The 20,851-nt window shown below is 53.7% G+C and carries 23 protein-coding genes; 15 read left to right on the forward strand and 8 right to left on the reverse strand.

What is annotated here, in order from left to right; all coding sequences use genetic code 11:
• Window position 1: 1 nt before the first annotated feature.
• From B9Z35_RS03885 to B9Z35_RS03895, 3 genes are all read right to left on the reverse strand, one after another.
• The gene (locus B9Z35_RS03885) at window positions 2–514 is read right to left on the reverse strand and encodes a TRAP transporter small permease (protein WP_108282810.1); all 513 of its coding nucleotides are present in this window, start codon (window positions 512–514) and stop codon (window positions 2–4) included.
• A gap of 62 nt (window positions 515–576) precedes the next feature.
• A complete protein-coding gene (locus tag B9Z35_RS03890) occupies window positions 577–1,563 on the reverse strand; it encodes a TRAP transporter substrate-binding protein (protein WP_108282811.1) in 987 nt (328 codons plus the stop codon).
• 116 nt (window positions 1,564–1,679) lie between these two features.
• Window positions 1,680–2,477 (reverse strand): FadR/GntR family transcriptional regulator, encoded by a 798-nt coding sequence (locus B9Z35_RS03895; RefSeq protein ID WP_108282323.1) that lies wholly within the window; start codon window positions 2,475–2,477, stop codon window positions 1,680–1,682.
• Window positions 2,478–2,584: 107 nt separating this feature from the next.
• Here B9Z35_RS03895 and B9Z35_RS03900 point away from each other — a divergent pair, with 107 nt between their 5' ends.
• The 7 genes from B9Z35_RS03900 to rlmD are packed head-to-tail and all read left to right on the forward strand — an operon-like array spanning window position 2,585 to window position 7,831.
• Window positions 2,585–2,914 carry a polymer-forming cytoskeletal protein gene (locus B9Z35_RS03900; protein WP_108282324.1) on the forward strand — a complete coding sequence of 110 codons (330 nt, stop codon included), beginning with the start codon at window positions 2,585–2,587 and terminating at the stop codon, window positions 2,912–2,914.
• A gap of 13 nt (window positions 2,915–2,927) precedes the next feature.
• Window positions 2,928–3,662, forward strand: a complete 735-nt coding sequence (locus tag B9Z35_RS03905) for an AzlC family ABC transporter permease (protein WP_233246460.1) — start codon at window positions 2,928–2,930, stop codon at window positions 3,660–3,662.
• Window positions 3,659–4,009 carry an AzlD domain-containing protein gene (locus B9Z35_RS03910; protein WP_108282326.1) on the forward strand — a complete coding sequence of 117 codons (351 nt, stop codon included), beginning with the start codon at window positions 3,659–3,661 and terminating at the stop codon, window positions 4,007–4,009. Before B9Z35_RS03905 ends, B9Z35_RS03910 begins: the two co-directional genes overlap by 4 nt.
• A 55-nt stretch (window positions 4,010–4,064) precedes the next feature.
• The gene (gene surE / locus B9Z35_RS03915) at window positions 4,065–4,823 is read left to right on the forward strand and encodes a 5'/3'-nucleotidase SurE (protein WP_108282327.1); all 759 of its coding nucleotides are present in this window, start codon (window positions 4,065–4,067) and stop codon (window positions 4,821–4,823) included.
• Entirely contained in the window at window positions 4,820–5,623 is an 804-nt protein-coding gene (locus tag B9Z35_RS03920) for a protein-L-isoaspartate(D-aspartate) O-methyltransferase (RefSeq protein WP_108282328.1), read from the forward strand. Before surE ends, B9Z35_RS03920 begins: the two co-directional genes overlap by 4 nt.
• 16 nt (window positions 5,624–5,639) lie before the next feature.
• Window positions 5,640–6,437, forward strand: a complete 798-nt coding sequence (locus tag B9Z35_RS03925) for a peptidoglycan DD-metalloendopeptidase family protein (protein ID WP_108282329.1) — start codon at window positions 5,640–5,642, stop codon at window positions 6,435–6,437.
• Complete coding sequence (gene rlmD / locus B9Z35_RS03930; protein ID WP_108282330.1) at window positions 6,437–7,831, forward strand: 23S rRNA (uracil(1939)-C(5))-methyltransferase RlmD; 1,395 nt, start codon at window positions 6,437–6,439, stop codon at window positions 7,829–7,831. The genes B9Z35_RS03925 and rlmD overlap by 1 nt, the downstream gene beginning before the upstream one ends.
• Before the next feature lie 73 nt (window positions 7,832–7,904).
• Here rlmD and B9Z35_RS03935 read toward each other — a convergent pair whose 3' ends face one another.
• Window positions 7,905–8,591 carry a Bax inhibitor-1 family protein gene (locus B9Z35_RS03935; RefSeq protein WP_108282331.1) on the reverse strand — a complete coding sequence of 229 codons (687 nt, stop codon included), beginning with the start codon at window positions 8,589–8,591 and terminating at the stop codon, window positions 7,905–7,907.
• A 170-nt stretch (window positions 8,592–8,761) separates the two neighbouring features.
• Between B9Z35_RS03935 and B9Z35_RS03940 the strand changes: the two genes are divergently transcribed.
• Window positions 8,762–9,169, forward strand: a complete 408-nt coding sequence (locus B9Z35_RS03940; protein WP_108282332.1) for a heme-binding protein — start codon at window positions 8,762–8,764, stop codon at window positions 9,167–9,169.
• A gap of 67 nt (window positions 9,170–9,236) precedes the next feature.
• On the opposite strand, the gene B9Z35_RS03945 is transcribed toward B9Z35_RS03940, so the two are convergent.
• Window positions 9,237–10,064, reverse strand: coding sequence for a pyruvate, water dikinase regulatory protein (locus tag B9Z35_RS03945; protein ID WP_108282333.1), 828 nt, complete (start codon window positions 10,062–10,064; stop codon window positions 9,237–9,239).
• A 166-nt stretch (window positions 10,065–10,230) separates the two neighbouring features.
• On the opposite strand from B9Z35_RS03945, the gene ppsA reads away from it, so the two are divergent.
• The 7 genes from ppsA (at window position 10,231) to dnaB (ending at window position 17,941) form a co-directional block, all read left to right on the forward strand.
• Complete coding sequence (gene ppsA / locus B9Z35_RS03950; protein ID WP_108282334.1) at window positions 10,231–12,621, forward strand: phosphoenolpyruvate synthase; 2,391 nt, start codon at window positions 10,231–10,233, stop codon at window positions 12,619–12,621.
• A gap of 250 nt (window positions 12,622–12,871) precedes the next feature.
• The gene (locus B9Z35_RS03955) at window positions 12,872–14,875 is read left to right on the forward strand and encodes a VC_2705 family sodium/solute symporter (protein WP_108282335.1); all 2,004 of its coding nucleotides are present in this window, start codon (window positions 12,872–12,874) and stop codon (window positions 14,873–14,875) included.
• A 73-nt stretch (window positions 14,876–14,948) separates the two neighbouring features.
• On the forward strand, window positions 14,949–15,314 hold the full coding sequence (gene rpsF / locus B9Z35_RS03960; protein WP_104799310.1) for a 30S ribosomal protein S6: 366 nt from the start codon (window positions 14,949–14,951) through the stop codon (window positions 15,312–15,314).
• Between the two features lie 20 nt (window positions 15,315–15,334).
• Window positions 15,335–15,625 (forward strand): primosomal replication protein N, encoded by a 291-nt coding sequence (gene priB / locus B9Z35_RS03965; RefSeq protein WP_108282336.1) that lies wholly within the window; start codon window positions 15,335–15,337, stop codon window positions 15,623–15,625.
• Between the two features lie 12 nt (window positions 15,626–15,637).
• A complete protein-coding gene (gene rpsR / locus B9Z35_RS03970) occupies window positions 15,638–15,919 on the forward strand; it encodes a 30S ribosomal protein S18 (protein WP_044397946.1) in 282 nt (93 codons plus the stop codon).
• Between the two features lie 11 nt (window positions 15,920–15,930).
• Entirely contained in the window at window positions 15,931–16,383 is a 453-nt protein-coding gene (rplI, locus tag B9Z35_RS03975; RefSeq protein WP_108282337.1) for a 50S ribosomal protein L9, read from the forward strand.
• Between the two features lie 145 nt (window positions 16,384–16,528).
• A complete protein-coding gene (dnaB, locus tag B9Z35_RS03980) occupies window positions 16,529–17,941 on the forward strand; it encodes a replicative DNA helicase (RefSeq protein ID WP_108282338.1) in 1,413 nt (470 codons plus the stop codon).
• A gap of 12 nt (window positions 17,942–17,953) precedes the next feature.
• Here the strand turns inward: dnaB and B9Z35_RS03985 are convergent, their stop codons facing one another.
• The 3 genes from B9Z35_RS03985 to B9Z35_RS03995 all read right to left on the reverse strand — a co-directional run bounded on the left by B9Z35_RS03985 (window position 17,954) and on the right by B9Z35_RS03995 (window position 20,792).
• The gene (locus B9Z35_RS03985; RefSeq protein ID WP_108282339.1) at window positions 17,954–19,597 is read right to left on the reverse strand and encodes a PhoH family protein; all 1,644 of its coding nucleotides are present in this window, start codon (window positions 19,595–19,597) and stop codon (window positions 17,954–17,956) included.
• 167 nt (window positions 19,598–19,764) lie between these two features.
• On the reverse strand, window positions 19,765–20,256 hold the full coding sequence (locus tag B9Z35_RS03990) for a peroxiredoxin (RefSeq protein WP_108282340.1): 492 nt from the start codon (window positions 20,254–20,256) through the stop codon (window positions 19,765–19,767).
• Between the two features lie 149 nt (window positions 20,257–20,405).
• Window positions 20,406–20,792, reverse strand: coding sequence for an Mth938-like domain-containing protein (locus tag B9Z35_RS03995; protein ID WP_108282341.1), 387 nt, complete (start codon window positions 20,790–20,792; stop codon window positions 20,406–20,408).
• Between the last annotated feature and the right edge of the window lie 59 nt (window positions 20,793–20,851).

Consider the following 20,851-nt stretch of genomic DNA (forward strand, 5'->3'; position numbering starts at 1 on the left):
CTCATAGGGATGCGCTCGCAGTGGCGTCGAAATGTGAATCGGATGCGAAGGTGCGGGTCAGCACGTAGTCGCGAACAATGAGCAGCCAATGCAAGAGCAGCAACACGCCACCGGCTGGCATGGCGCCGTAGACCCATGACATAGAGACTTGCGTGGTGGGTGTCATTTGGTATTGAACGCGATCTACATAGATCAAGCCGTACCAAATGATGAAGATGAAAAAGCCCGTGAGCATCACGGCAATGAAGACGCGAATCGCGCGCGCCCAAGCGATGGGCAAACTGTCTTGTAGATTTTCAACGGCAATATGGCCGCCGTAGCGCAGCACAGGGCCTGCGCCTAAAAATGTGAGCCACACCATCATGTAGCGAGCCACTTCCTCGGCCCATTCGATGGATTGGTTGGTGGAATAGCGCAAAACCACATTAGAAAAAATGATGATGGCCATTGCGGCAAGCAAGGCAATCAGCACGCCGCGATTGGCGATCATTAAATATTTTTCGAAAGATTTCATGGTGTGCCCCATGCTCACCAAGCCAGCCATGGCTGGCTTGGTGAAAGGTGAAAAAAGACCGATTACTTCACAGCTTGGATGGCAGCAATCTTGTCCGCGCCAAATTCTTTGGCGTAGTTGGCGTATGGAACTTTGAGTGCGTCGTTGAAGCTGGCGCTGTTGACCTTCTTCACCACTTGCATGCCTTCACGCTCGAGTTGGGCAATGCCGTTGGCTTCGTCGTCGTTCACTTTCTTACGCGTCGCGGCTACGCTCTTGGCGGCTGCGTCATAGAACGCTTTCTTATCAGCGTCGCTGAGCTTGTTCATGATGCGTGGTGAGGTGATGATGAGGCCTGGTGAGTACACGTGGCCTGTGAGTGACAAATGTTTTTGCACTTGAGAGAACTTAGAAGCCAAGATCACAGGGATGGGGTTTTCTTGACCATCCACAACGCCTTGCTGCAAAGCGCCAAACACTTCTGGGAATGCCATGGGTGTGGGCTGAATGCCAAACGCACGGTAGCCTTCCATGTGGACTTTGTTTTCCATGGTGCGCATTTTCAAACCGCTGGCATCAGCGGCGCTGACGATGGCGCGTTTGTTGTTGGTCATGTGACGGAAGCCGTTTTCGCTCCATGCCAAAGCCACCAAGCCATGGTTAGGGAACTTGGCCAACATGTCTTGACCAATTTTGCCGTCCAACACTTTGCGTGCATGGTCGTAGTCGCGGAACAAGAATGGAATGTCCACGATCTTCATTTCAGGCACAAAGTTGCCCACGGGTCCTGTGGACGTGATGACCAAGTCTTGTGTGCCAATTTGCACCGCTTCAACTTGTTCACGTTCACCGCCTAACGAGCTGGCAGGATAGACCTGGCACTTGTAGCGGCCTTGGGTGTTTTTGTCGAGGTTTTCACAAAAAACATTGGCACCAATGTCGTAGTGCGAGCCTTTGGCCAGCACGTGACCAATTTTCAGAACGGTTTGAGCTTGCGTAGGGAAGGCCACAAATGCAGCGGATGCGGCCAGTGCAGCCACCCATGTTTTACTGAGGAAAGTCTTTGACATCATGTCTCCTGATGGTTGTGAGCAACAACCTTGATAGCTGTGAAGCTGTCAGGTTGTATGACAAATTATCCGAGACTAAATTGACTAATTTCCTAGGGGTAACCCGCAAGGGTTGCTTAGATTTTTGTTTTCTTCGATGCTGTGCCTGCAGGCTTTTGACTGAGGTCCGAACGCAGACGGTTGGCCAATGCACGACCTTGTGACGACCAAAACGCAGGGTCTGCATTGCCAATGCGCTTCGCGGCATTGAGCATGTGCTTTGTTCCAGCGCTGCGTGCGGCTTTGACATCGCCGGCTTCAATGGCGTCGATGATGGCTTGGTGTTCGTGGCGGACCGCTTCTTCCAAGTCTGCACGTGTGGCTTCATTGGCACGCGTCACGCGTGTTGCGTTTTCTAGAAACTGATTGAGATAGGCGAGCGTGTCTAGTAAAAAAGGGTTATTTGCTGCTTGTGCGATGGCCGCGTGGAAAGCCACATCCTCACTCACACCATCGCCGCCGTTGGCCACTGCTTTGTCAATGGCACGCATGGCCTGTTTGATTTTTTGCATCGATTTGGCGGTGTGTCGCTCAGCGGCGAGGGCGGCCGATTCGGCTTCAAGCGCACGTCGAACTTCGACAACTTTCAAAACCGCATCCACTGAACCATCGGGAATGAGTTTAAGTTTGCCTGCTTCGGGGTGGGGCAGCGCTTTGACATAAGCTCCAGAGCCTTGGCGGGTTTCAATCAGTCCGAGGGTTTTTAAGCGGGAAAAGGCTTCTCGCACCACCGTCCTACTGACACCATGAAGCTCCACCAATGCGTTTTCGGTGGGTAGCTTTTCGCCTGTCTTGAGTTGACCCTCACGAATGCATGTCTCCAATGTTTGGGCAAGCTTTTCAGAGAGCGAGGCGCCGAGTTGAATGCGGGACATAGATGGTTGAGGCTGAATGACGTAATGGATGTGTGGTTTTTAAATCATATGCGACAAAGCAAAGTGTTGAATTGCTTAGGTATGATCAGGCACTTAAAGGAGCTTACATGGCTGACATCAACCCCACTAACAATAATCTCGTCATTGGCGAGGGCGTTACCTTCAAGGGCTCTATTGCTGCGCCAGGTAAAGCCGTGATTAACGGCAACGTCACTGGCGAATTGACTGCTGACGATTTGTTGATTGGCACCAAAGGCCAAGTGACAGGCACCGTGCGCGCACGAGAAATCGATGTGCATGGCGAGTTGAACGAAGACATCGTTTGCAAAGAACATTTATTGATTCACAGCACTGGCAAAGTGTCTGGTACCTTGGAATACCACGAGTTGGAAATCCAACGAGGCGGTAAATTCAAAGGCAATATGAACCAAAAATAATCGGTTCTGAGTTGTGACTCAAAACCGATTTGCCAATCGGCGTGAAGCCTTTTGGCATGGCATACGTGATGCCATGGGCGCGCCCGTGTTAGTTCTGTTTGCAGGCATGGTTGGTTTCGGTGCCATGGGGCGCTCCCATGGCTTCGATGCATGGATGACGGGCCTCACCAGCTTGCTGATGTTTGCGCTTCCTGGTCAGGTGGTGATGCTAGAGATGTTCATCTCTGGCTCATCTTTGTTAGCCATCGGCTTTGCTGTGACGCTGACCTCGACTAGATTTGTCACAATGGTGGTGACCCTCTTTCCCCAACTCCACCGACGAGACCGCAACCCCTTGTTGTACTTGTGGGTGCATATGCTGGCCATGACTGCATGGGCGGTGTCGATGCGAGAGTTTCCAGCCATCTCGCCTAAACACCGTTTGAATTACTTCATCGGCTTGGCATTACCTTGCTGGCTCATTTCGCCTTTGGGTACGGTGTTGGGCTACTACGTGGCGGGCTGGGTGCCAGCGGCTGTCACTTTGGGTTTGGTCTTCATCAATCCCTTGTTTTTCTTGCTCACATTCACCGATGTGAAGCCTTGGGCCAATCGCATCGCCATTGGCTTGGGTTGCATACTAGGCCCCGCATTTTTCATGGTTGATGCAGACAGCAGTTTGTTACTGACTGGCTTGGTGGGCGGCACGCTGGCCTACCGGATGGATCGCCGTTGGTTTCGTCCACGCCCCATAGAGGTGCAAGCATGAACGCCGAGATGCAAGGGTGGGGTGTTTGGCTCGCGCTGAGTGCGGCCTGCGTCGGAACATATATTTGTCGTGCAGCGGGTGTGAAGTTGTCGGGGCACATTCATCAAGACAGCGAGGTGTTTCGCTGGCTGTCTGCTGTGACCTACGCCATGGTGGCTGCTCTGACGGTTCGCATGATTTTGATGCCTTTGGGTTTATTGGCCTCCGTGCCGATTTTTCTTCGCGTGCTGATTTGTGCGCTGAGCCTTGCTGTCATGGTCTCTAGCCCGCAACGCCGATTGGTGCCAGCCTTGCTCACGGGCACGCTGCTGATGCTTGCTTATGGTATCTATCGCGGCAACCCTTAGTTTTGAAGGGTTTGCGCATGACGAACCTACAATTCGCCTGCAACTCTAAGGCATCATGAATATCCTGATTTCCAATGACGATGGCTTTCAAGCCCCGGGCATCTTGGCCCTGTACGAAGCACTCAAAGATCTGGGGCGTGTCGAAGTGGTCGCGCCTGAGCACAACAACAGTGCCAAGTCCAACGCGCTGACCTTGCATTCACCTTTGTATGTGCACCAAGCCAGCAATGGCTTTCGCTATGTCAATGGCACACCGGCTGATTGTGTGCACATCGCGCTCACAGGCTTGTTGGACTTCAAGCCCGACCTCGTGGTGTCTGGTATCAACAACGGGGCCAACATGGGCGATGACACCATTTATTCAGGCACGGTGGGCGCAGCCATGGAGGGCTATTTGTTTGGTGTGCCTGCCATTGCGTTTTCACAAGTCGACAGGGGCTGGGGGCACATTGATGCTGCGGCAGCCAAAGCGCGTGAGCTGGTCCAACAAATGATGGCTCAAGGGCATGTGGGCGGATTGCCTTGGTTGCTCAATGTGAACGTTCCCAATCAGCCATTAGAAAAAATTAAACCCTTACGTGTGACGCGCCTGGGGCGTCGTCATTCGGCAGAGCGCGTCATCACGCAAACCAGTCCACGTGGTGAAACCATGTACTGGATTGGCAATGCAGGAGCTGCCAAAGACGACAGCGATGGCACTGACTTTCATGCCACGTTTGAAGGGCATATGTCGGTCACGCCCTTGCATGTGGACGTGACCGAACATGCCAGCTTGCCTGAATGGACCCAGCGCTTGCGCGGAGCACGCGCATGAAGCAGCGTCCCAGTTTTCCTGCGCGCTTAGATTCGGGCAAACCACAAGCTCCGCCCAAAACATTGCTGGGTGCCACGCGCGTGGTGACGCCACAGTCGCCTGCGCGGGCCAAGCCTGCGGGCACAGTCAGCCCTACGGGCGTGGGTTTGGATTCATCCGCCATTCGCGCCCGAATGGTGCAAAAGCTGGCAAAGCAGGGCGTTGATGATGAGGTGGTGCTTGAAGCAATGGGGCGTGTCGAACGCCATCGTTTTGTAGACAGTGCCTTGGTCAACCAAGCCTATGAAGACACAAGCTTGCCGATTGGCTTGGGGCAAACCATTTCAAAGCCCAATGTTGTGGCCCGCATGATTGCGCTATTGCTTGAAGCACCTGGTCTGCAAGGGGCAACCACGATGGGACGCGTGCTTGAGATTGGCACGGGCTGCGGTTATCAAGCGGCTGTATTGGCTTGTGTGGCTCGCGAGGTCTACAGCATCGAGCGCCTGCGTGGTCTGCACGACAAGGCGCGAGAGAACCTGCGCCCCATGCGCCTGCCAAATGTTCACTTGATTTTTGGCGATGGCATGTTGGGGTACGCACAAGGGGCACCCTACAGCGCCATCATCTCAGCAGCGGGTGGCGAGAACGTGCCACAAGCTTGGATTGACCAACTGGCGATGGGGGGGCGATTGGTTGCACCCACACACACCAGCACCGGTCAGCAGGCATTGGTTGTGATTGATAAAACACCCCAAGGCTTGCAACACACTCTGCTCGAGGCCGTAAACTTTGTACCTCTAAAATCAGGCATTGCTTGAAAATAGGGAAATAAGAATGTTTCGTGCCGGAATATGGGGACTTGCTGCCCTTGTGGCAGCCATAGCGCTGTCAGGTTGCTCCAATAAAGGGCGCTTAGCACCTGTAGACGACCACTCCATCGGTGGGGTGCGTGGTACATCGCGTGTCCTGCCTGGTGCTGAAAATGCAGGCAAACCTGGCTATTACACGGTCAAACCCGGCGACACATTGATTCGTATCGGTATGGATAACGGTCAAAGTGGTCGTGACATTGCTCGCTGGAATAAGTTAGACAACCCAAATGTGATTGAAACAGGACAGGTGTTGCGTGTCATTCCGCCACAGCAAGAAATCGTTGTAGCGAAACCCGCAGTTGCTGCACCTATGCCTGCTGCATCCCCAGCTTCTGCTGCGAAACCCAACACAGTCGTTCCAGCTATGCCTGCAGCAGACGCGACTACAGATGATGTTGTGAGTTTTCAATGGCCCGCTCGCGGCAATTTGATTGCCGGTTTTGATGAAGCTAAAAACAAAGGCTTAGACATTGGTGGCAAAGCTGGTGACCCAGTGTTGGCTGCTGCAGACGGTCGTGTGGTTTACGCAGGCGCTGGTTTGCGTGGCTATGGCAACCTCATCATCATCAAACACAACAACACGTATTTGACGGCCTACGCGCACAACCAAACCTTGTCGGTCAAAGAAGACCAAGTCATCAAGCGCGGCCAAAAAATTGCAGAGATGGGCAATAGCGATGCTGACCAAGTGAAGCTGCATTTTGAAATTCGCCGTCAAGGCAAGCCGGTCGATCCTGCTAGATATTTGTCTGCCAACTGATGAGCGAAATCACCTTAGAAAAACAATGGCCTGACAACGCGCTCACCATCGAATCGATGGATATGGAAGCGCAGGGTGTGGGTCACCGCGCCGATGGCAAAGTCGTGTTTGTCGATGGCGCGTTGCCCTTTGAGGTGGTTCGTGCCAATGTGCATCGTAAAAAAGACAATTGGGAAAAGGCTTCGCTGCTTGAGGTGTTGCACGAATCGTCGCAGCGCGTAACTCCTGGTTGCCCGCACTTTGGCTTGCACGCCGGTGCTTGTGGTGGCTGCAAGATGCAGCACTTGGATGCGGCCGCTCAAATCGCCGTCAAGCAACGCGCCTTAGAAGACAACCTATGGCACTTGGGTAAGGTCAAAGCCGAAACTATTTTGCGGCCTATTCAGGGGCCTGCATGGGGCTATCGTTTCCGCGCCCGTTTGTCGGTGCGCTATGTGGTGAAAAAGGGCGAAGTGTTGGTTGGTTTCCACGAACGCAAGAGTCGCTATGTGGCGGATATGCGCCAATGCCCCATCTTGCCACCGCATGTGGATGCCATGCTCATGCCGTTGCGCAAGCTGATTGGCGGCATGGATGCACGTGAGACTCTGCCGCAAATTGAATTGGCTTGTGGCGATGAAGTGACCGCCTTGGTGCTGCGTCACATGGAGCCATTGAGCCCAAGCGACATGAACGCTTTGCGCGATTTCGCTGACAAGCACAACGTGCAGTGGTGGCTCCAGTCCAAAGGGCCAGACACGGTGTGTTTGATGGATGGTGCTTTGGGTGAACCGTTGTCTTATGCCTTGCCAGAGTTTGGCATCACCATGCCTTTCAAACCGACCGATTTCACGCAGGTCAATCCACACATCAACCGTGTGTTGGTCACGCGTGCTTTGCGTTTGCTCGATGTGCAGCCGACGGAGCGCGTGATTGATTGGTTCTGCGGATTGGGTAACTTCACTTTGCCTTTGGCCACACTCGCCCGTGAGGTCTTGGGTATTGAAGGTAGCGAGGCTCTGGTTGCGCGCTCTGGTGAAAACTATGCGGTCAACCAGGCGAATCGTAAAAAACCGCTGGCGCCCACAAGTTTCGTGGTGCGTAACCTGTTTGAGATGACGCCCGAGTTGTTGCGTCAAGATGGCGCGGCAGATAAGTGGCTGGTGGATCCCCCTCGCGAAGGTGCGTTCTCACTGGTGCAAGCCTTGGCCGAAATGCATCAGCAGCCAGAGTTGTGTCTTGGCTGGACACCACCAAAACGCATTGTGTACGTGAGCTGCAACCCCTCGACCTTGGCGCGTGATGCTGGGGTGTTGGTCAATTCAGCTGGCTATCGCATGACGTTCGCGGGGGCAGTGAATATGTTTCCGCATACAGCTCACGTTGAAAGCATGGCCGTATTTGATTTGGCCTAAATCGAAGAGTTCAAAAATCTGCGGACGTAAAAAAGGGACCTTACGGTCCCTTTTTTACAAGTACTTGGAACGCTTATTCGCGCTCGCCACCAAAGATGCCGAGCAAAGCCAGCAAACTTTGGAACACGTTGATGATGTCCAAGTACAAGGTCAGAGTGGCGCTGATGTAGTTGGTTTCGCCGCCGTCCATCACTTGCTTCAAGTCGTACAACATGAAGGCGCTGAAGATGGCCATGGACAACATGGAAATCACCATCATGCCAGCGGATGAGCCGACGAACATGTTGATGATGCTGCCCACCATCAAGACCACCACACCCACCATGAGCCATTTGGCCATGCCAGACAAGTCGCGCTTGATGACTGTGGCCAAGCTGGCCATCACAAAGAACACGCCAGCTGTGCCTGCAAAAGCAGTCATCACCAACTCTGCACCATTCTTAAAGCCCAAGACCATAGCAATCATGCGCGAGAGCACGATGCCCATGAAGAAGGTGAAGCCCAGTAGCACGTATACGCCAGTGGCGCTTTCTTTGGTGCGTTCGATGGCGTAAATGAAGCCGAACGCGCCGGCCATCATCAGGATCATGCCCATCACGCCTGAGAAGGCGTGGCCGAGGCCTGTTGACACGCCAAGCCATGCGCCCAAGACGGTGGGCAACATGCTGATGGCGAGCAACCAGTAAGTGTTACGGACCACGCGGTTGCGTTCTGCTGTCGGCAGAACGTAGTAGTCGATGTTTTGAATGTTGTCATTCATGTGTAGCTCTCCTATAAACCTGATGATTCAGATGGGGCGAATTCTAGAGGTTTCAAGTGGCGCTGGACTATCGCTTACTTTTAGTGAGGTTTCTTTTGTGTTTGGGTGGGGTAGTGGGGCTTATAGAGTCGGTATGCTTGAGGTTTTCTTACTTTTCAAACTTATCACACATGAAAACCAAGCACTACCTCGAATCCGCAGATGTCAAAGCCATTGCCGCCGCAGCTGAAGCAGAAGCTTTGAAAAACAATTGGGCTGTGACCATTGCCATCGTGGATGACGGTGGTCATTTGCTGAATCTGCATCGTTTAGACGGCGCACCTGCCATTTCGTCACACATCGCCCCGGCCAAAGCTCACACCGCAGCGTTGGGCCGTCGTGAAAGCAAGATTTACGAAGACGTTATCAATGGTGGTCGCGTGTCGTTTGTGACAGCGCCTGAAGTCAAAGGCATGCTCGAAGGTGGTGTGCCCATCATGAAAGACGGCCAATGCATTGGCGCGGTTGGCGTGAGCGGTGTGAAATCTAATGAAGATGCACAAATTGCCAAGGCTGGCATTGCCGCCATCGGTTTGTAAGCTAGAGCGATTCAAAAAAGCCCCGCTGCTTTGATGGTTGCGGGGCTTTTTTGTATGCTCAGCGCGTTTAGTAAATCAAACGCTCAGGGTTGATTTCTTGCAGGATGGTGGTGGCAATTTCTTCAATGCTCTTATGCGTCGTGGATAACCAACGAATACCCGCACGGCGCATCATGGCTTCTGCCTCCGCCACTTCATGGCGACAGTTGGGCAAGCTGGCGTATTTGGAGTCGGGGCGGCGCTCATTGCGAATTTCGCTCAGGCGTTCGGGTTGGATCGTCAGGCCAAAAATCTTCTTTTTGTGTGGCATCAGTGCAGGTGGCAACTGGCGGCGCTCAAAGTCTTCGGGGATGAGCGGGTAGTTCGAGGCTTTCAAGCCGTGCTGCATGGCTAAGTAAAGGCTGGTTGGGGTCTTGCCGCTGCGGCTCACGCCGACCAAGATCACGTCCGATAACTCCAAATCACGGTTGAGCTGGCCATCGTCATGGGCCAAGCTGAAGTTGATCGCCTCAATGCGGTCGCGATACGCCTTGCTTTTACTGGCGTCTGAGAATCGACCCACGCGGTGGTTTGACTTGATGCCTAGCTCTTGTTCTAGTGGGTTCACGAAGGTGCCAAACATGTCCATGAGCATGGTTTTGCCTTTGCAGCCCTCCAAGATGACGGTTAGCACCTCCATGTTCACCAGGGTGGTGAACACAATCGGTTTGCGGCCTTCCAGTTCACCTGTGTGCAAGATTTGTCGTACGGCTTGGTGTGCCTTGTCTACGGAGTCGACGAATGGCACGCGGATGTGGCGAAATTTCACTTCGAACTGGGCCAAGATGGCGTTGCCAAAGGTCTCTGCAGTGATACCTGTGCCGTCAGACACAAAGAAAACGGTGGGATTGGGCATGAAAAACTTTCAATAGGTCATCACGTGTTTGAGCGGGGAAGGCGACTGGTCGGCCACCTACAATGCTCCATTATCCGAATTTCGCCATGCAGACTTTCGACCCATTCGAAAAAATACAAAGTCGCCGCGCTGCCTGGCCGCCAGTTTTAACTTTTGGAGCTTGTCTATGACTGCACTTTTCAGCCCAACCGCCTTGGTTGTTCCTTTTGAAAAACTTCGAATGACTGACGTCGAGTCGGTTGGCGGTAAAAACGCCAGCCTCGGCGAAATGATTTCGCAATTGCCTACTGGCGTTCGCGTGCCTACTGGCTTTGCCACCACGGCGCATGCCTTCCGTGAGTTCTTGGCTTACGACGGCTTGGCCGACAAAATCAACGCCCGTTTGGACAAGCTCGACACCGAAGACGTGCGTGCCTTGGCCGAAGCTGGCGCCGAAATTCGCGCCATGGTGGAAGCCCAGCCTTTTCCAGCCGACTTGCAAAAAGCCATCACTGAGGCTTTTGCCACCTTGTCTGAAGGCAATGCTGCCGCCACATTTGCGGTGCGTTCATCTGCCACCGCCGAAGATTTGCCCGACGCCTCGTTCGCCGGTCAACAAGAAACTTTCTTGAACGTGCACGGCATTGACGAAGTGCTGCACAAGATGAAAGAAGTGTTTGCCTCGTTGTACAACGACCGCGCCATCAGCTACCGCGTGCACAAGGGCTTCGCACACGCCGATGTGGCTTTGTCTGCGGGCGTGCAACGCATGGTGCGTTCTGACACGGGCGCAGCCGGTGTGATGTTCACCATCGACACTGAATCAGGTTTTGAAGATGTCGTCTTCATCACATCGAGCTACGGCCTCGGAGAGACCGTGGTGCAGGGCGCTGTGAACCCCGACGAATTCTATGTACACAAGCCAACCTTGAAGGCTGGCAAGCGCGCTGTGATTCGCCGCAACTTGGGTTCTAAGCTCATTGAAATGGTGTTCTCTACCGCAGAAGAGAAAAAAGCCACTGGCAAATTGGTCAAGACCGTGGATGTGCCCACAGAGTTGCGCAACCGCTACTCATTGACCGACGCTGACGTCGAGCAATTAGCCCACTACGCCATGGTGATTGAGGCCCATTACGGCCGACCTATGGACATCGAATGGGGCAAAGACGGCACAGACGGCCAGCTTTACATCTTGCAAGCGCGTCCAGAAACCGTGAAGAGTCAAGCCAAAGGCCAAGCCGAACTGCGCTACAAACTCAAAGGTCACAGCACTGTGTTGGCCGAAGGCCGCGCGATTGGCCAAAAGATTGGTACCGGTCCTGTGCGTTTGGTGCACAACATCAGCGAGATGGACACGGTCCAACCTGGCGACGTGTTGGTGACCGACATGACCGACCCCAACTGGGAACCTGTGATGAAGCGCGCCAGCGCCATCGTCACCAACCGTGGTGGCCGTACTTGCCACGCCGCCATCATTGCGCGTGAGTTGGGTATTCCTGCAGTGGTGGGTTGCGGTGATGCAACCGAGCGCCTGAAAGACGGCACCTTGGTGACCGTGAGCTGCTCTGAAGGCGACACCGGTTTGATTTACGACGGTTTGCTTGAAACCGAAGTGACCGAAGTGCAACGCGGCGAAATGCCCAAGATCAAGACCAAAATCATGATGAACGTGGGTAACCCACAGTTGGCGTTTGACTTCTGCCAGTTGCCCAACGAAGGCGTGGGCTTGGCCCGTTTGGAGTTCATCATCAACAACAACATTGGTGTGCACCCCAAGGCCATTCTTGACTACCCCAACGTCGATGCCGATTTGAAGAAGGCCGTCGAGTCTGTGGCGCGTGGCCATGCATCTCCTCGCGCCTTTTACGTGGATAAAGTGGCCGAAGGCATTGCGACCATCGCTGCGGCGTTCTGGCCAAAGCCAGTCATCGTGCGTATGTCCGACTTCAAGTCCAACGAATACCGCAAACTCATTGGTGGCAGCCGCTACGAACCAGAGGAAGAGAATCCAATGTTGGGCTTCCGTGGTGCAGCACGCTACATCAGCGAAGACTTCGGTGAAGCCTTTGCGATGGAATGCGAAGCCATGCGTCGCGTGCGCGAAGACATGGGCTTGACCAACGTGCAAGTCATGGTGCCTTTCGTACGTACCTTGGGCCAAGCCGAGCGCGTGACCAACTTGTTGGCCGAGCACGGCTTGAAGCGCGGTGAGAACGATCTCAAAGTCATCATGATGTGCGAAGTGCCGAGCAACGCGATTCTTGCTGATGACTTTTTGAAGTTCTTTGATGGCTTCTCGATCGGTTCTAACGACTTGACCCAGCTCACGTTGGGCCTAGACCGTGACTCGGGTTTGGAATTGTTGGCCGCTGACTTTGACGAGCGCGACCCTGCTGTGAAAGCTTTGCTGAGCAAGGCTATCGCTGCATGTTTGGCGCAAGGCAAGTACGTGGGCATCTGCGGCCAAGGCCCCAGCGACCACCCCGACTTCGCGCACTGGTTGGCAGACGAGGGCATCAGCTCCATCTCGCTCAACCCAGACAGCGTGATTGACACTTGGAAGTCATTGGCCAAGTAATACGCCTTGACACAGCAGCCCTCTTCAGCCTCTGAGCACGAGGCGCCGTATCCAACAACGATCGACGTTACGGCCTTGCCGGCGCGGTCGTGGTGGGGCGTGGTGGGGCTGGTGGTGTTAACGGTTGGGTCTTTGGGTTTAGCATGGTTGTTTCCTAACGCAACCATGCTTCATTTTTTGTGGGTCGCACAAGCGGTCCCCGTGCTGTATTTGTTATTGGCATGGTGGGGGACGCAGACCTCGCATCTGAATGATGATGTATCTTAAATCTTGGCCTTGGCGTTTGTTGCTGCTCAGCTTTGCTGGGCTGGTTTTGTTGACGCTTTTGTTGTTGCTGGCAGACTTGGCTGGCGTACCCAAAGGTGTGGTCAACGGTTTTTTCTTGGTGGTCTCTATCATCGGCTATGCGCTGATTGGCATGTTTTGTCGTACCACCATTCCCGAAGAGTATTTTGTAGCAGGCCGCAGCATCAGCGCACCGATGAACGGAATGGCTACCGCCGCAGACTGGTTGTCAGCTGCCTCTTTCATTGGCCTCACAGGCTTGTTGTTGTCTGATGGCTTTGTCGGCGATGGTCAACACCCTGGGGGCTTGGCTTACTTGCTGGGCTGGACTGGCGGGTTTTGTTTGCTTGGTTTTTTGTTTGCTGCGAAGCTCAACCTGTCGCAGTCGATCACCCTTCCTGATTTTTTAGGCCGTCGCTTTGACAGCGCTGCAGTGCGCTGGTTAGCCGCTTGGGGTGCGATTTTGTGTTCCAGTGTTTACTTGGTGGCGCAAATTTATGGCATTGGCCTCGTGGCTTCCATGCTGTCTGGTTTGACTTTTGAGCTGGGTGTGTTTTTGGCGTTGGGAGGCGTGCTGCTGTGTTCCTTCCTAGGGGGTATGCGCGCGGTGACGTGGACGCAAGGGGTGCAGTGCGTTGTCATCGTGGTGTCGATGGTGGTGCTGACAATGGCGGTGTCGTTTAAGACGCAAGGCCATCCGTTTTTCACAATTGCAGCCGCGCAGTCTTTGCCTCAAATACAAGAGCGCGCCAAACAAATTGAATCTGACCCCGCAGAGTTGGCCACGCGTGATGTCATCAGTTTGCGCATGAGCAATCTCCATGTGAAGATTGCCGAGCCAGTTTACGCGCGTGAGGTAGAGCGACAAAATGTCTCACGTCAAGTGGCCAAGGCCAAATCTGAAAATGCATCTTTGCGAGACATCCAAAAATTAGAAGCCAACCCAGCTTGGCGCGAAACCTCGGTCGATCGTTTGGTCAGTGCATGGCAAGCTGAGCGGGAAGTCTTGGCCGAGGCGATTTATCGGCCTGTGGGTTTCCAAGTTCCTTATTTGAATGGCTGGAACTCCGGCTGGAATAACAGCTTGGCATTGATTTTTTGCTTGATGCTGGGCACAGCAGCTTTGCCACACATCTTGGTACGTTCTTACACCACGGCCACACCCGCTGAGGCAGAGCGATCAATTGTCTGGGCTTTGGCCTTCATTGTGGTTGTGTATTTGTGTGCTTCCTCGTTGGCTGTGCTGCTCAAGTCGTTTGTGCTGACCGAGTTGGTGGGGTCGCATCTTGATCAGTTACCCGATTGGGCCGATCGGTTGAAGTTGCGTAAGCTGGCCTTGCTGAGCATTCAAGACTACAACCAAGACGGCATCGTGCAGTTTGCTGACATTCGGTTGTTCAGCGATTACTTGGTGCTGGGCGTGCCAGAGATTACGCATATTTCTTCGGTGTTTACTGGCTTGTTGGCAGCAGGCGCGTTGGCGGCAGCTTTGTCCACAGCAGATGGCTTGTTGCTCACCATCTCGAACGCCTTGGCGCAAGACCTGTATTTCCAAACGGCAGAGCCCAATGCGCCACCGCTACGTCGTGTGATGTTGTCCAAAATTTTGTTGATGGTGGTGGCTTTGCTGGCGGCCTGGTTTGCCACCAATCGCCCAGTGAGCATTTTGTTTTGGGTGACGTGTGCATTTTCTTTGGCAGCTTCGACGTTCTTCCCTGTGTTGCTGCTGGGTATTTATTGGCGAGGCATGAACCGCGTTGGCGCCTTGATGGCCATGGTCTCAGGCTTGGGGATCAGTGCTTACTACATCGCGGTCAATCACTCATGGGTGCAAATGCGTCTGCATTTGCAGGCGTCTGACACCGTGTGGTTGGGGCTAGACCCAGTTTGCGCCGGTGTTTTTGGCGTGCCAGTGGGTCTGCTGTTCGGTTATCTGGGCAGCAAGCTGTCTAAAACGCTTAAAAATTGACTATAATCGTGGGCTTTTCCCTTGCTGCCAGCGTCAGACGCCGCAGGCAGCTTCATATCCACAAGGAGTGTCCATGCGTCATTACGAAATCATTTTGTTGATCCATCCGGATCAAAGCGAACAAGTTCCAGCCATGCTGGAGCGTTACAAAGGCATGATCACCGCAGGTGGTGGTGCTATTCATCGTACGGAAGACTGGGGTCGCCGCCAGTTGGCCTACATGATCAACAAGCTTGCCAAAGCTCACTACATTTGCTTGAACATCGAAGCTAGCCAAGCTGTGATGTCTGAACTCGAACACGCGTTCAAGTTCAACGATGCTGTGTTGCGTCACATGACTGTCTTGCGTAAGAAGGCTGACACTGCGCCTTCCATCATGATGAAGACAGTCGAGCGCGAAGAAGCTCGCAAGAACCAGCAAGCTGAGTTCGCGGGCTAATTGCTGACTTACTACAAGGTTTGAACCACGTTGTTTTGAATGCTTGTGTTGTGGAGACTTCGGTCCTGCGATACACCCCAGCCGGTTTACCCGCCATTGATTTGAGTCTCGAGCACGAGTCTGAAATACAAGAAGCAGGGCAAAAGCGACAAGTCAAAGCAACCGTCAAAACAGTCGCCTTGGGATCCTTAGCTGAGCGTCTCGCTCAACTTCCCCTTGGTAGCCTTTGGCAGTTCAGCGGCTTTTTAGCCTCACCTCGTAACAGCAAAAACGTCGTTTTTCATATTCAAGATTTTCAGCAAATTTCATAGGAGGCCCAGATCATGGCCACATTCAAGAAATTCAACAAAGACAAGCGCCCAAAGCGCAACACGCAATCATTGCTTTTCAAGCGCAAGCGCTTCTGCCGCTTCACCGTCACTGGCGTTGAAGAAATCGACTACAAAGACGTCGACACATTGCGTGACTTCATTGCCGAAAACGGCAAGATCATTCCCGCACGCCTGACCGGCACACGCGCCATTTACCAACGTCAGCTGAACACTGCCATCAAGCGCGCACGCTTCTTGGCCTTGGTGCCATACAGCGACCAGCACAAGATCTAAGGAGACCGACCATGCAAATTATTCTGCTCGACAAGGTCGTGAACCTCGGCAACCTCGGCGAAATCGTCCGTGTGAAAGATGGTTACGCCCGTAACTTTTTGATCCCATCAGGCCGTGCACGTCGCGCCACTGAAACAGCGATCAAAGAATTCGAAGTTCGCCGCGCTGAACTCGAAAAAGCTGCTGCTGAAAAATTGGCTGCTGCACAAGCTCAAGGCGAGAAGTTGACTGGCAAAGTCATCAAGCTCAGCCAAAAAGCTGGTGTGGATGGTCGTTTGTTCGGCTCTGTGACCAACCACGACATCGCTGAAGCGTTGACAAAAGAAGGTTTCGCAGTGGCTAAAGCTCAAATCCGCATGCCTCACGGCCCCATCAAAACAGTGAGCGAAAGCGCTGTGGGCGTGGCATTGCACACTGACGTGATTGTTGAAATCACGGTCAACGTGCAAGGCGAAACTGCTTAAGTTTCTTCGCACCTTAAAAGCCGCTCTTCGGAGCGGCTTTTTTATTTGTTCTCTGCATTTCCCCAGCTAACCCACCTCTTATCCACAGGGTTATCCCAAGCGTTTGACGCCTCTGGGCTTAGGATGTGTGTTTTACAGGATCACTATGTCAGCCGCATCGCCCAGCTTTGAAGAAAGCTTCTCCCACGACCAGCAAATTGCACAACTGCGCATCCCTCCGCACTCTATTGAGGCCGAGTCCAGTGTGTTGGGCGGCTTGCTGCTAGACAACGGCGCATGGGACCGCGTAGGTGATTTGTTGGTGGATGGTGATTTCTACCGTTACGAACACAAACAGGTTTACGCCGCCATTGGCGCACTGGTGAACACAAGTCGTCCGGCTGACGTGATCACGGTCTACGAGCACTTGCAGGCCTTGGGTAAGGCCGAAGAAATTGGCGGCTTGGGCTACCTCAATGCGTTGGCGCAATACGTGCCCAGCGCGAGCAATATTCGTCGTTATGCCGAGATCGTGCGCGAGCGTTCGATCCTGCGCAAGTTGGTGACGGCCAGTGATGAAATTGCCACCAATGCCTTTAACACACAAGGCAGGGCAGTGGCCCAAATCTTGGATGAGGCTGAGCAAAAGATCTTCAACATCGGTGAAGAAGGCTCGCGCATGAAGCAAGGCTTTCAGGCCATGCCGCAGTTGGTGGTGGACTTGTTGGACCGCGTACAAGAGATGGCGGATAACCAAAACGACATCACGGGAGTGCCTACCGGTTTCATCGACTTTGACCGCATGACTTCAGGCTTGCAGCCGGGGGACTTGATCGTCTTGGCCGCGCGTCCGTCGATGGGTAAAACAGCGTTGGCCATCAACATTGCCGAGCACGTGGCCTTGAACGAAGGCTTGCCTGTGGCCGTGTTCTCGATGGAGATGGGTGCAGCGCAATTGGCCGTTCGTATCGTGGGTTCGATTGGGCGCGTGGACCAAGGCCATTTGCGTACGGGTAAGTTGAGCGACGACGAATGGCCACGCTTGACGGAAGCCATTGAGAAGCTGCGCAATGTGTCCTTGCACATCGACGAAACGCCAGGCCTCACGCCGAGTGAGCTGCGCGCAAACGCGCGTCGCTTGTCGCGTCAATGCGGCAAGCTTGGTCTCATCGTGGTGGACTATTTGCAGCTCATGAGCGGGTCAAGCAGCAGTGGTGGTGACAACCGTGCGACGGAGATTGGTGAAATTTCTCGCGGCTTGAAGATGTTGGCCAAAGAACTGCAGTGCCCTGTGATTGCGCTGTCGCAGCTCAACCGAAGTGTGGAGCAACGCACCGACAAACGCCCCATGATGAGTGACTTGCGTGAATCAGGCGCTATTGAGCAGGACGCGGACGTGATCATGTTCATTTACCGCGACGACTACTACAACAAAGAGTCCAAAGAGCCGGGCGTGGCCGAAGTTATCATCGGCAAGCAGCGTAACGGCCCCACCGGGACCGTCAAGCTGGCCTTCTTGAAGCCACTCACCAAGTTCGAAAGCTTGGCTAGTGGCTACAGCAGTGGTGGCGACTATTAACGCTGTCAAGCGTTAAAGCACCTCGCTGGCAAAGTCGGCAAGTCGTGAGCGCTCGCCACGGGCCAAGGTGATGTGTCCACCGTGTGGCCAACCCTTGAAGCGATCCACTGCATACGTCAAGCCTGATGAGCCTTCGGTCAGGTAGGGCGTATCGATCTGCGCCAAGTTACCCATGCAGATGATCTTGGTGCCGGGGCCTGCACGCGTGATGAGCGTTTTCATTTGTTTGGGTGTCAAGTTTTGCGCTTCATCGATGATGAGGTACTTGTTCAAGAACGTGCGCCCGCGCATGAAGTTCAAACTCTTGATCTTGATGCGGCTGCGAATCAAGTCATTGGTCGCGGCACGGCCCCAGTCGCCTGCGCTGGTTTCTGTTTTGGCCAGCACTTCGAGGTTGTCGTCTAACGCGCCCATCCACGGGCCCATTTTTTCTTCTTCGGTGCCTGGCAAGAAGCCAATGTCTTCACCCACGCTCACAGTGGCGCGGGTCATGATGATTTCGGTGTAGCGGCGATCGTCTAGCACTTGCGTGAGGCCCGCAGCCAAAGCCATCAAGGTCTTGCCTGTGCCAGCTGTGCCTGTGAGGGTGACAAAGTCAATCTCTGGATCGGTTAGCAAGTTCATCGCGAAGTTTTGTTCGCGGTTGCGTGTGGTCACGCCCCAAACCGCATTTTTAAGGTGTGTGAAATCTTTGAGGGTTTTGAGCACCACGGTATTGCCGCGAATCTCTGTCACACGGGCGTAGAGGCTAGGCTCGCCAGCAGACTCGTAATACACAAACTGGTTGATGTGCAGATCGGGCACCAACGGGCCGCTCAAGCGGTAGAAGGTGTGGCTGCCGCTTTGCCAGCTTTCCACTTCTTTGGCGTGTTTGAGCCAGAAGTCTTCGGGAAGTGCCAAGGCGCCTGAATACAGCAGGTCGCCATCCTCGAGTGTTTTGTCGTTCTGGTAATCCTCAGCGGCTAACCCCAAAGCGCGGGCTTTGACGCGCATGTTGATGTCTTTGGAGACCAGCACCACTTCACGGGGTGCATTTTTCACGCGCAAGGCTTCGACGACGCCCAATATTTGGTTATCGGCCTTGCCTTGTGGCAGGCTAGAAGGGAGGGTGAAGGCGAGCGGTTCGGTTTGAAAGAACAAGCGGCCGCCTACCTCAATGTGGCCTGTGCCATCTAGCTTGATGCCCGTCATGATGTCAGCGTTGTGCGAGGCCACCAAAGCGTCGAGCGAACGGCTGGTTTGGCGGGCGTTACGTGCCACTTCGGTCATGCCTTTTTTGTTGCTGTCCAACTCTTCGAGCACGATCATGGGTAAGAACACATCGTGTTCTTCAAAGCGGAACAAGCACATGGGGTCGTGCATCAACACGTTGGTGTCGAGCACGAAAAGCTTGGTGGGGCCGCTGTGTTTTTTCTTAGCGGTTGCAGCTCTGGCAGGCGCTGCTTTTCGTTCGCCTTTGTAGGCGGGCAGAGGTTCTGATTTGCGTGAGACTGCAAGTGGCTCGGCGGCCTTGGCTTTTGCGATGGGTGCTTCTACTTCGCGCGGTTCATGGCGTGGTGCTGCTTTGCGCGAGCTACGTGATTTGGGCGCTGCGGCATCTAAGCCCTCGGTGTTCAACAAAGCGGCACGTTTGGCAGGGGCTGGAGGCAATGGCATAGATGAAACTTAAAGAGTTGAAACGCAAGTGGAAACCATGAACACCGACTTTAAAAGCGAAAAAGCCGCCTGGAGGCCAAGGCGGCTTTTCGTTGGAAACGTGTTCGCTTCTGTCAATGTCATGGAGCCACTATAACCGAGCTCCGTGACACTTTTTGCGAGGGTATTTAAGCGGCTGCTGCGGCAGAGGCTTTCTTCAAAGCTTTGACGGCCTTGAGCACTTCGTCCACATGGCCTGGCACCTTGAGGCCGCGCCATTCTTCTTTCAACAGGCCATCTGCGCCCACGAGGAAGGTGCTGCGCTCGATGCCTTTCACTTTTTTGCCGTACATGATTTTGTTTTTCACGACGCCAAACATGTGACACATTTTTTCTTCTGTGTCGGCAATCAGCTCAAAGGGCAGTTCGAGTTTGGTTTTGAATTCGTCGTGCGACTTCATGTTGTCGCGTGACACGCCAAATACCAACGCGCCGGCCTTGACGAAATCTTTGTACTTGTCGCGGAACTGCATGGCTTCAGTGGTACAGCCAGGCGTGTTGTCCTTTGGGTAAAAGTACAAGACCATCATTTGGCCGTTGTGTGAGGTGTTGCTAACCTTGATGCCGCCTGTTGCATTGGCTTCAAATTCGGGGAGGGGTTTGTTGACAACAATTGCCATAGCGCTCAATCAGGTGTGACAGTTCAGACGGCCGGATGAAGGAGGCGACTGTCGAGACAGCCCCCTTCCGGCAACCCACTATTTTAACTTAGAAACCCAGCCTTGAGTCAGCATTGCGTCATCTACAGGACGGGATGCGAATCGCGTCCTTATTTATTACTTGCAGAAGGCTCGATGATGAGTGCTGCCGCCACTTTGCGTCCTTCGCCCGCCAAGATGTTGTAGGTACGGCAAGCCGCTTGTGTGTCCATGGTCTCAAGGCCTAGGTGGCGCTGCATCAAGCTCACTTGCCATTCAGGTTTGGGAAAACGCAGGCGCTCACCGCTACCAAAGATGACCAATTCAACATCCAGATCTGCCAATTGCGCAAAGTGCTGCGGACCTAAATCCTCAAAACTTTGGCAATTCCAATCGAGGCGAAGCCCCTCTGAGGTGATCAGCACACTGTGCGTGATTTTTTCGCCTTGGATGGCAATCCATCCTGGGCCATAAGCGGTGACGGACTGGGTCTCGATGCGATCGGGTTGTAATTTCATAAATGCCTTGAGATCTGTGGTCAAATTATAGGTTTCACCCCGTAAAAGAGCCCTCGGAG

Source organism: Limnohabitans sp. Jir61 (assembly GCF_003063545.1).
Classification (GTDB): domain Bacteria; phylum Pseudomonadota; class Gammaproteobacteria; order Burkholderiales; family Burkholderiaceae_C; genus Limnohabitans.

Excerpts from the sequence above, each read along its gene's own strand:
- B9Z35_RS03885 (WP_108282810.1), bottom strand. The coding sequence starts at position 514 with ATGAAATCTTTCGAAAAATATTTAATGATCGCCAATCGCGGCGTGCTG.
- B9Z35_RS03890 (WP_108282811.1), bottom strand. The coding sequence starts at position 1,563 with ATGTCAAAGACTTTCCTCAGTAAAACATGGGTGGCTGCACTGGCCGCA.
- B9Z35_RS03895 (WP_108282323.1), bottom strand. The coding sequence starts at position 2,477 with ATGTCCCGCATTCAACTCGGCGCCTCGCTCTCTGAAAAGCTTGCCCAA.
- B9Z35_RS03900 (WP_108282324.1), top strand. The coding sequence starts at position 2,585 with ATGGCTGACATCAACCCCACTAACAATAATCTCGTCATTGGCGAGGGC.
- B9Z35_RS03910 (WP_108282326.1), top strand. The coding sequence starts at position 3,659 with ATGAACGCCGAGATGCAAGGGTGGGGTGTTTGGCTCGCGCTGAGTGCG.
- surE (WP_108282327.1), top strand. The coding sequence starts at position 4,065 with ATGAATATCCTGATTTCCAATGACGATGGCTTTCAAGCCCCGGGCATC.
- B9Z35_RS03920 (WP_108282328.1), top strand. The coding sequence starts at position 4,820 with ATGAAGCAGCGTCCCAGTTTTCCTGCGCGCTTAGATTCGGGCAAACCA.
- B9Z35_RS03925 (WP_108282329.1), top strand. The coding sequence starts at position 5,640 with ATGTTTCGTGCCGGAATATGGGGACTTGCTGCCCTTGTGGCAGCCATA.
- rlmD (WP_108282330.1), top strand. The coding sequence starts at position 6,437 with ATGAGCGAAATCACCTTAGAAAAACAATGGCCTGACAACGCGCTCACC.
- B9Z35_RS03935 (WP_108282331.1), bottom strand. The coding sequence starts at position 8,591 with ATGAATGACAACATTCAAAACATCGACTACTACGTTCTGCCGACAGCA.
- B9Z35_RS03940 (WP_108282332.1), top strand. The coding sequence starts at position 8,762 with ATGAAAACCAAGCACTACCTCGAATCCGCAGATGTCAAAGCCATTGCC.
- B9Z35_RS03945 (WP_108282333.1), bottom strand. The coding sequence starts at position 10,064 with ATGCCCAATCCCACCGTTTTCTTTGTGTCTGACGGCACAGGTATCACT.
- ppsA (WP_108282334.1), top strand. The coding sequence starts at position 10,231 with ATGACTGCACTTTTCAGCCCAACCGCCTTGGTTGTTCCTTTTGAAAAA.
- B9Z35_RS03955 (WP_108282335.1), top strand. The coding sequence starts at position 12,872 with ATGATGATGTATCTTAAATCTTGGCCTTGGCGTTTGTTGCTGCTCAGC.
- rpsF (WP_104799310.1), top strand. The coding sequence starts at position 14,949 with ATGCGTCATTACGAAATCATTTTGTTGATCCATCCGGATCAAAGCGAA.
- rpsR (WP_044397946.1), top strand. The coding sequence starts at position 15,638 with ATGGCCACATTCAAGAAATTCAACAAAGACAAGCGCCCAAAGCGCAAC.
- rplI (WP_108282337.1), top strand. The coding sequence starts at position 15,931 with ATGCAAATTATTCTGCTCGACAAGGTCGTGAACCTCGGCAACCTCGGC.
- dnaB (WP_108282338.1), top strand. The coding sequence starts at position 16,529 with ATGTCAGCCGCATCGCCCAGCTTTGAAGAAAGCTTCTCCCACGACCAG.
- B9Z35_RS03985 (WP_108282339.1), bottom strand. The coding sequence starts at position 19,597 with ATGCCATTGCCTCCAGCCCCTGCCAAACGTGCCGCTTTGTTGAACACC.
- B9Z35_RS03990 (WP_108282340.1), bottom strand. The coding sequence starts at position 20,256 with ATGGCAATTGTTGTCAACAAACCCCTCCCCGAATTTGAAGCCAATGCA.
- B9Z35_RS03995 (WP_108282341.1), bottom strand. The coding sequence starts at position 20,792 with ATGAAATTACAACCCGATCGCATCGAGACCCAGTCCGTCACCGCTTAT.